The organism is Caballeronia sp. BR00000012568055 (assembly GCF_029439455.1).
In the GTDB taxonomy this organism is placed as follows: domain Bacteria; phylum Pseudomonadota; class Gammaproteobacteria; order Burkholderiales; family Burkholderiaceae; genus Caballeronia.
Genome location: NZ_JAQFVG010000247.1, coordinates 18,824 through 27,612, shown reverse-complemented (window position 1 = coordinate 27,612; position 8,789 = coordinate 18,824). Strand labels below are relative to the sequence as shown.

Annotated in this window: 7 protein-coding genes; 6 read left to right on the top strand and 1 reads right to left on the bottom strand. The window is 64.7% G+C overall.

Going from position 1 to position 8,789, the window contains the following annotated elements:
• The first annotated feature begins 118 nt into the window (after positions 1–118).
• The 6 genes from P7F28_RS12970 (at position 119) to P7F28_RS12945 (ending at position 7,732) form a co-directional block, all read left to right on the top strand.
• Positions 119–994: a MaoC/PaaZ C-terminal domain-containing protein gene (locus P7F28_RS12970; RefSeq protein WP_277184892.1), complete on the top strand. Its 876-nt coding sequence runs from the start codon at positions 119–121 to the stop codon at positions 992–994.
• Positions 995–1,017: 23 nt separating this feature from the next.
• A complete protein-coding gene (locus tag P7F28_RS12965) occupies positions 1,018–1,767 on the top strand; it encodes an SDR family NAD(P)-dependent oxidoreductase (protein ID WP_277184890.1) in 750 nt (249 codons plus the stop codon).
• 87 nt (positions 1,768–1,854) lie between these two features.
• A complete protein-coding gene (locus P7F28_RS12960) occupies positions 1,855–3,060 on the top strand; it encodes an acetyl-CoA C-acetyltransferase (RefSeq protein WP_277184889.1) in 1,206 nt (401 codons plus the stop codon).
• Between the two features lie 16 nt (positions 3,061–3,076).
• Entirely contained in the window at positions 3,077–5,041 is a 1,965-nt protein-coding gene (locus P7F28_RS12955; protein WP_306805879.1) for an AMP-binding protein, read from the top strand.
• Between the two features lie 32 nt (positions 5,042–5,073).
• Complete coding sequence (locus P7F28_RS12950; protein WP_277184888.1) at positions 5,074–6,255, top strand: CaiB/BaiF CoA-transferase family protein; 1,182 nt, start codon at positions 5,074–5,076, stop codon at positions 6,253–6,255.
• A gap of 190 nt (positions 6,256–6,445) precedes the next feature.
• The gene (locus P7F28_RS12945; protein WP_277184887.1) at positions 6,446–7,732 is read left to right on the top strand and encodes an aromatic acid/H+ symport family MFS transporter; all 1,287 of its coding nucleotides are present in this window, start codon (positions 6,446–6,448) and stop codon (positions 7,730–7,732) included.
• A gap of 100 nt (positions 7,733–7,832) precedes the next feature.
• Here the strand turns inward: P7F28_RS12945 and P7F28_RS12940 are convergent, their stop codons facing one another.
• Positions 7,833–8,762: a LysR family transcriptional regulator gene (locus P7F28_RS12940; RefSeq protein ID WP_277184886.1), complete on the bottom strand. Its 930-nt coding sequence runs from the start codon at positions 8,760–8,762 to the stop codon at positions 7,833–7,835.
• Between the last annotated feature and the right edge of the window lie 27 nt (positions 8,763–8,789).

Genomic DNA, 8,789 nt, shown 5'->3' with positions numbered 1-8,789 from the left:
CGCCAATCGCGCATGGCCACGCATCTGCCAAGGTACGGAACAAAGGTCGCGCTTGCGTTGACCGGCGGTTCGCGCGGACTCATCGTAGGAACTCGAATCAAACGATGCCACTTTCGCCATGCCGCTTCGAGCCGATTACTTGTTGAACCGTCCGTTCCCTTCCATCGAGCATGCTTACTCGCTGCGCGATACGCAGGTTTATGCCCTCGGTCTCGGCCTCGGGTCCGATCCGCTCGACGCCGGGCAACTGCGTTACGTCTACGAAGGCAGCGACGGTCAGTCGCTGCGCGCGCTGCCGACGATGGCGAACGTGCTTGCCTATCCGGGCTTCTGGGCACGCGAACCGGACACGGGCATCGACTGGCAAAAGATTCTGCACGCCGAACAGGAAATCACGATCCACGCGCCGTTGCCCGCCAGCGGCCGCATCAACGGTACCACGCGCATTACCGGGCTATGGGACAAGGGCCGTGACAAGGGCGCGTTCCTTCAGCAGACCCGCGAAATCGCCGATGCGCAGACGGGACGCCTGCTGGCGACCGTCGTGCAACTGAGCCTGCTGCGCGGCGACGGCGGCTTTGGCGCAGGCGGCAGCGCCGGCGCGCCGCCCGCGCCCCACGCGATGCCCGACGGCCCGCCCGACCATGTCTGCGATCTCTCGACGCCCGGGCAACTGGCGCTGATCTATCGGCTGAGCGGCGACTTGAATCCCCTGCACGCCGACCCCGCCGTGGCCGCCGCGGCAGGCTTTGCGCGCCCCATTCTGCACGGCATGGCGCTGATGGGCGTAGCCGCCCACGCGGTGCTGCGCACGGTGCTCGATTACGACGACGCGCGCTTCGCGGGCATGCGTGTGCGCTTCACGGCGCCCGCGTGGCCCGGCGACACACTGCGTACGGAGATGTGGCTGCGCAGCGGCACGGTGTCGTTACGCGTCACCGCCGTCGAACGCAACGTAGTAGTTCTGAACAATGCGCGGGTCGATCTGCGCTGATCGATAATTTTGAGGAGAGACACATGGATCTGGGTCTGACCGGAAAGGTGGCGATCGTCACCGGCTCGGCGCGCGGACTGGGCGCGGCTACGGCGCGGCGGCTCGCGCAGGAGGGCGCGAAGATCGTCATCACCGATATCAACGCCGAACTGGCGCAAGCCACCGCAAAAGCGCTGCAGGACGAAGGCCTCGCCGCGCATTGCGTCGTGGGCGACATCACGCGTGAAGCGGACGTCCAGCGCCTCGTGGATGAAACTGTCGCTCATTTCGGCGGCGTACATATTCTGGTCAACAACGCTGGCGCGCCGCGCGACAAGTATCTCGTCAAGATGAGCGCCGACGACTGGGACTTCGTGATGAACGTGATGCTCAAGGGCGCATTTCTGGCTGCCCGCGCCGTCATGCCGCATTTCATCGAACAGGGTTGGGGTCGGCTTATCAATATCAGCTCACGTGCGTATCTGGGCAATCCCACGCAGGCGAACTACTCCGCCGCGAAGGCGGGCCTGATCGGCATGGCAAAGGCGCTGTCGATGGAGGAAGGCCGCTACGGCATCACCTCGAACTGCGTCGCGCCGGGTTTCATGGATACCGAAATGGTGCAAGGGCTCTCGACCTACGAAACGATCAAGGAGCGCGCCGTGGCCGCCCAGCCGATCAAGCGCGCCGGACACCCGGACGACATCGCGGATGCGGTGGCTTTCCTCGCCAGCGAGCGTGCCGGTTTCATCAGCGGTGAAGTGCTGCACGTCACGGGCGGACGCTACGGCTGATCGCGTCAGACGAAGACCGATAGCCGCCGACGCGTGACAGACGCGCGACGGCGGCGGAATATTGATGACATACAAGAGGCATTCGAAATGAAACGAGCAGCCATCGTCTCCCCGCTTCGCACCCCCGTCGGTGCGTTCGGCGGAGCGTTGAAGGGCGTTCCCGTCGAGGAACTCGGCGCCACAGTCGCGCGCGCCATCGTAGAGCGTACCGGCGTGGATCCCGCACGCATCGATGATGTCGTGTTTGCGCAGAGCTATGCCAGCGGCGAGACGCCCTGCACCGGGCGCTGGGTGGCGCTGCAAGCGGGCTTTCCGATCGAAGTGGCCGGTATGCAGCTTGACCGGCGCTGCGGCGGCGGCGTGCAGGCGCTGGCCACGGCGGCGATGATGGTGCAGACCGGCGCGGCGGACGTCGTGATGGCGGGCGGCGTCGAAAGCATGAGCAACGTCGAGTTCTATACCACCGACATGCGCTGGGGCAAGCGCGCGGGTTCCGTCACGATGCACGACCGGCTTGACCGGGGCCGCGAGCGCTCGCAGCCGGAAAGCCGCTTCGGCCGGATCAGCGGCATGATCGAGACGGCCGAGACGCTGGCGCGCGAATACGACATCACGCGTGAGGCATCCGACCGCTTCGCCGCGCGCAGCCATCGGCGCGCCGCCGCCGCGCAGCAAGCCGGACATTTCGATGCCGAGATCGTTTCCGTCGCGGTGCCGCAACGCAAGGGCGATGCGCTCATCGTTCAGCAAGACGAAGGCGTGCGCGGCGAAACGACGCCCGAAAGCCTTGCGAAGCTGCGCAGCATCATGAAGGAAGGCGTCGTTACCGCGGGCAACGCCTGCCAGCAGAACGATGCCGCCGCAGCCTGCCTGATCGTCGCCGAGGACAAGCTCGACGAACTGGGCCTCACGCCGATGGGCTGGCTGGTCGGCTGGGCCGCCGCGGGCTGCGATCCGGCGCGCATGGGTATCGGCCCGGTGCCCGCCGTGCAGAAGGTGCTGGCGCGCACCGGCCTGACATTCGAGCAGATGGATCTCATCGAACTCAACGAGGCCTTCGCGTGTCAGGCGCTGGCCTGCGTCAAGGGCTGGGGCAGTTCCATGGAAGCGCTCGAAGACCGGCTCAACGTGAACGGCTCGGGCATTTCGCTGGGCCATCCCGTGGGCGCGACGGGCGTGCGCATCATGAGCACACTGCTGCACGAAATGCAGCGCCGCAAGGCCCGCTATGGCCTGGAGACGATGTGCATCGGCGGCGGCCAGGGCATCGCAATGATTGTCGAACGCGCCTGAAGGCAGGAGACCGATCATGAGCAATCTCGAATCCAGCCATATCTCCGGCAACATCTGGCAGCCCGGCGAACGCGAATTAAAGAACGCCGGCATCGTCAAGCTGATGCATGCGCTGGACGTGCCTTCGTATGACGAACTGATGCGCGTGTCGATCGCGGAGCCGGAGCGCTATTGGCAAACCGTGATGCACGAATGCGCGATCGCGTGGGATACGCCGCCCACGGGCTACGCCGACCTCTCGCGCGGCCCGCAGTTTCCGAGCTGGTTCCCCGGCGGCAGGCTCAACTGGGTCAACACGATCTATGCATGGGCGCGTCGTCCCGAGACGTCCGGGCAAAAAGCCGTAGTGGCCGAACGCGAGGACGGCAGCGTGAGCACGCTGACCTACGCGGAACTGGAGCAGCGCGTGCGCGACTTCGCGGCGGGCCTCGCAAGCCACGGTGTCAAGTCCGGGGACCGTATCGGCCTGCTGATGGAAAACGGCGTCGAGGCGACCGTCTCGCTGCTGGCCATCGTGCATCTGGGCGCGCTGGTCGTGCCGCTTTTCAGCGGCTTCGGCGTCGATGCGATCGTGGCGCGCCTGTCGGCTGCGGAGGCGCGTTTCGTGATCGCGTCCACGGGTTTCGCGCGCCGCACCAAGCGCGTGAACGTCGAAGGCGCTCTGCGCGATGCATGGCGGCAGTTGCCGCTGCTCGAACATGTGATCTGGAAGCGCGGCGAAGGCGAATCGGCACAGGATGCGCGCGATCTCGACTGGCAAGCAATTTCGGCCGCCGCGCAAGGGCAAGGCAAGGACGCGGTCATCGTCACGCCCGACACGGCCTTCATGGTGATCTACACGTCCGGCACCACGGGCAAGCCCAAGGGCGTGGTGCACACGCATGGCAGCTTCCCGATCAAGGTCGCGCACGACTCACTGGTTCATTTCGACGTGCATCCGGGCGATGTCTATTGCTGGCCGGCCGATATGGGCTGGATCGCGGGCACGCTGGTGCTCGGCTGCGCGCTGCTGCGCGGCGCAACCTTGGTGTGCTATGACGGCGCGCCCGATTACCCCGACTGGTCGCGCATGTCGCGCGTGGTCGAGGGGCATCGGATCACGCATTTCGGTTCGGCGCCCACGCTGATTCGCGGCATGGCCAGTCACGAGGCGCTGGCGCTGGCAGGCGATCGCTCGACCGTCCGCTTGCTGATCACCGCAGGCGAAGGCATCGCGCCCGAGCACTTCAACTGGTTCCTGCAACGTTTCGGCGACGGCACCGCGCCCGTCATCAACTATACGGGCGGCACCGAGGCGTCCGGCGCCCTGCTCGCCAGCGTGCCGATCCGCCCGATTCCGCCGAGCGGCTTTAACACCGTATCGCCCGGCGTCGCGGCAGACGTGGTGAATGCCGATGGCCAGAGCATCACGGGCGAAGTGGGCGAACTGGCCATGCGCGCGCCTTTCGTCGGCATGACGCAATCGTTCTGGCGCGACGACGAGCGCTATCTGGAAACGTACTGGCAGACTATTCCCGGACTCTGGGTACATGGCGACTTAGCGCTGCGCACGCCCGACGGCAACTACTTCATGATGGGCCGCTCCGATGACACGCTCAAGGTCGCCGGCAAGCGTCTGGGGCCGGCCGAAGTGGAAGAGGTCGTGCTGGAATTGCCCGATGTATCGGAAGCCGCTGCAATCGGCGTGGCCGATGCCGACAAAGGGCAGAAGCTCGTCGTCTTCGTCGTGCCGAAGCCCGATTCGGGCATCGCCGGGGCCGATCTGGAAGTCATCGTCTCGGGTCATGTCGACAAGCGTCTGGGCCGGCCGTTTCGCCCCGGCCGCGTACATGTCGTCGCGCAACTGCCGAAGACGCGCAGCTCCAAGATCATGCGGCGCGTGATCCGCAGCGTGTATTGCGGCTTGCCTCCGGGCGATCTCTCGTCGCTGGACAATCCCGCCGCACTCGATGAAGTGCGCACGGCTGCAAGCTGCGCCTGATTCGTGGCCACCGACTCAAACGTGAACAAGACATGAAAGTACTCGAAGGCATCAAGGTCCTCGATTTCGGACGTTTCATCGCCGGGCCGTTCTGTTCGGCGCTGCTGGCCGACTATGGCGCTGACGTCATCCGCATCGACCGCGTGGGTGGCGGCGAAGACCGCTTTATCGTGCCCGTGACCGAACAGGGCGAAGGCGCGCTGTTCCTGCAAGTGAACCGCAACAAGCGCTCCATGACGCTCGATCTCGATAGCCTCGAAGGGCGCGAAATCGTGCGCAAGCTGGTCGCCGATGCCGATGTGGTGATCGCCAACATGCCGCCTCGGACGCTCAAGAGTCTGGGTCTGGATTACGAGAGTTTGTGCGAGATCAGGCGCGACATCATCCTCGTCGCCTCCAACGCCTTCGGCAACAGCGAGGCGGTGCGCGACCGCGTGGGCTTCGATGGCGTCGGTCAGGCACTGAGCGGTGCCGTGTATATCGCGGGCACGCCCGACCGGCCGCAAAAAGCGATGGTGCCCGTGGTGGATTTCGCCACGGCATTTTCCTGTGCGCTCGGTGTGATGCTGGCGCTCTATGAACGTCAACGCAGCGGCATGGGTCAGGAAGTCACTGCTTCGCTGCTGTGCACGGGGCTGAACATGGCAAGCGGCGCGCTGATCGAAGAAGCCTTGCTCGGGCTGGACCGCCAGGCCACGCTGAATCGCGCGTCGGGTTATGCGCCTTCCGATATCTTCAAGGCCAAAGACGGATGGTTCATTACGCAGGTCATCGGCCGGCCGATGTTCAAGCGCTGGACTCAACTGATCGGTCAGCCGGAACTGCTCGACGATCCGCGTTTCGCCGATGACAGGCTACGCGGCGAGAATGGCGAAATCCTCAGCGATCTCATGAGCCGATGGTGTGCGGACAAGACTCAGTCCGAAGCGCTGAGCGCGCTGGAAACGGCGCGCATTCCGGCCAGCCCGGTCAACTCGCCGCGCCAGGTACTGGAAGACGACACCGTCAAGGCAGCCGATGTGATTCGCTGGATGGACTACCCCGGCGCACCGAAGCAGGTGCCGATCTTCGCGACACCGGTTTCGCTTTCGCGCACGCCGCCGGAAATCCATACCCGTCCGCCACTCGCGGGCGAGCACACCGACGAGATTCTGGCCGGGCTTGGACTCGATGCCGGGAAGGTCGCCGATTTGCGGTCGCGCAAGATCGTCTGAGCGGCGAATTACATTATTTCGGCATCCATATAAATAGAACGCCCGATCACGCGCCGGACAGATTCGTCACCATCGAATCTATACTTCGGAAACGCTCAATTGGCTTGCCGTGGACATGCTCCTACTCTAGTCGAGTCTGCCGGGAATCTTCCCGGCAACACGACCTACACAACAAGAGTAAGGAGACAACGTGAGTCAAACAACGCCGCCGGTCCGAAGCAGTCTGTTCGTTATCCTTCTATGTTTTCTGACGCTCGTGGCCGACGGCTACGATCTGATCGTCTATGGGACGACCGTCCCTCATCTGCTGAATGAACCCGGATGGCATCTCACTCCCGCAGGTGCCGGCATGATCGGAAGCTGGACGCTGGTTGGCCTGATGGTCGGGCTGACGGTGGCAGGCCCGCTGACCGACAGCATCGGGCGGCGCCGCCTGCTGGTGACGGGCGTGCTGTGGTTCTCCGTGGGATCGATCGTCTGCGCGCTCGCGACGTCGCCGACCTTCCTGGGCGCGGCGCGCTTCATCACCGGAATCGGCATGGGCGGCGTCGTTCCATCGGCGGTCGCGCTGTCGGTCGAATACGCGCCGAAGTCACGGCGTCAGCTTTACAACGCACTGACCCTGACGGGCTATTCGGTGGGCGGCATCGTGTCTGCCTTGCTCGCCATCGCCTTGCTGCACGAGCATGGCTGGCGCACGCTTTACGCACTCGGCGCGTTCTATGCCCTGATTCTTCCCGTGATGTACTTCTTTCTTCCCGAGTCCGTGGATTTTCTCGTCGATCGAGGCCGACTCGACGAGGCACGCAAGCTCGCCGCGCGCTATTCGCTCGATTTCGATCAGATCCAGCGCGACAAGCATGCGCAGCATACGCCGCTCGATGGCGTGCGCGCGAAAAGCGGCTATCAGCTCGTGCTCTCCCGCGAATTTCGCGCGACCGCCCTGCTGCTCGCGTTCATGACGTTCTGCGTGCAGCTCATCATCTACGGGCTCAATGCGTGGCTACCCCAGTTGATGCGCTCGGCCGGCTATCCGCTCGGCTCGTCGCTGCAATTCCTGCTGGTGATGCAGTTGGGCGCGGTGGTCGGCATGCTCGGCGGCGCGTGGCTGGCCGATCGACTCGGTTCGAGGAACGTGATGCTGCCGTTTCTCGTCATCGGCGGACTGTCGCTGATCGCGCTGAGCCAGAAGCTCGACTTCGCCTGGCTGATGCTCGCCGTGTTCGGTGCGGGGCTCGGATCGATCGGCACCAGCAGCCTGATCTACGGATACATCGCCGCGCACTTTCCGGCGGCGTGCAGAGGGTCCGCGTTGGGCGGCGCGCAGGCCATCGGGCGCTTCGGCTCGATTCTGGGACCGATGATCGGCGGTTGGATCGTCGGTTCCAACCTCGGGATGCACTGGAACTTCTATGCGTTCGCGATTCCCGCCGTCATTGCGGCGACCATCGTTCCGCTGATTCCGAAAGCGCAATAAGCGCCGCATCCAGAACGATTCCGCTGAGCCACATCAATGGCCAGCGGATTCGAGCAATCGGGTATCGGGCGAAGATTCTCGTGATCGACGCGCCGCTTTTTCACGTGGCCTGCGTATCCCCCGGCTGATCGAGCAGTTGCTCGATCAGCGCGCGCGCGATCGGGTTCAGCTCACGACCGCGCGCCGTCGCAATCTGAATGCGCCGGACGGCCCACGGCTCCGCCAGGTCTAACACGGCCACCCGGCTGAACAGCTCGTGACTCACCAGGCATTCCGGCTGAACCGACACACCGAGCCCCGCCTGCACCAGACTGACGGCCACGCCCGCGCTCCTGACGCCATATCGCGGCTCGAATTCTCTGCCGAGCCGACGCGCGGCCGCCTGGATCGCGCCAAGCATCGCGCCGACCACGATGAGATTTTCCGACAGCAGATCCTGCGTGGTGACGCTCGCACGCCCGGCGAGCGGGTGTCCCTGCGGAACCACGGCAATCAGGCGATCCTCCCGATACGGCGTGACATCGACGCCGCCGAGATCGAGCTTGTGCGCCGCCGCGAACACGCCGACGTCGGCCTCGCCGCGCGCCACCGCCTGCACGACATCGGCATTCTCGAGCTCGCTGATCACGAGATCGACCAAGGGATATTCGCGCTGGAATTCGCCGATCTCGCGCGCGAGAAACGGCACGATGATCGACCGCGCCGATGCGATCGTCAGCTCGCCGCGCATGCCGTCGGTAAACGACGCGATCTCCGCGCGCATGTCGTCGAGATTGTCGAAGATGCGGCGGAGATAACGGACAAGGACCGCGCCCGCAGGACTCGGCACGACCCCTTTCGGGCCGCGTTCGAGCAGTTTGATGCCCGCGATGTCCTCGAGCTCCCGAATGCGCTTGGTCGCTGTCGATGCAGCCACGTTCTCGCGAATTGCCGCCAGGCCGATTTGCTGTTCCTCGACCGCCGACAGGAACAGTTTCAACGTAAGCAGATCGACCTGCCGGATCAGATGCAGGCGATTGAAAGTACTCATGTCTCCCCTCACGCACGCCTTGATGGC

Excerpts from the sequence above, each read along its gene's own strand:
- P7F28_RS12970 (WP_277184892.1), top strand. The coding sequence starts at position 119 with ATGCCGCTTCGAGCCGATTACTTGTTGAACCGTCCGTTCCCTTCCATC.
- P7F28_RS12965 (WP_277184890.1), top strand. The coding sequence starts at position 1,018 with ATGGATCTGGGTCTGACCGGAAAGGTGGCGATCGTCACCGGCTCGGCG.
- P7F28_RS12960 (WP_277184889.1), top strand. The coding sequence starts at position 1,855 with ATGAAACGAGCAGCCATCGTCTCCCCGCTTCGCACCCCCGTCGGTGCG.
- P7F28_RS12955 (WP_306805879.1), top strand. The coding sequence starts at position 3,077 with ATGAGCAATCTCGAATCCAGCCATATCTCCGGCAACATCTGGCAGCCC.
- P7F28_RS12950 (WP_277184888.1), top strand. The coding sequence starts at position 5,074 with ATGAAAGTACTCGAAGGCATCAAGGTCCTCGATTTCGGACGTTTCATC.
- P7F28_RS12940 (WP_277184886.1), bottom strand. The coding sequence starts at position 8,762 with ATGAGTACTTTCAATCGCCTGCATCTGATCCGGCAGGTCGATCTGCTT.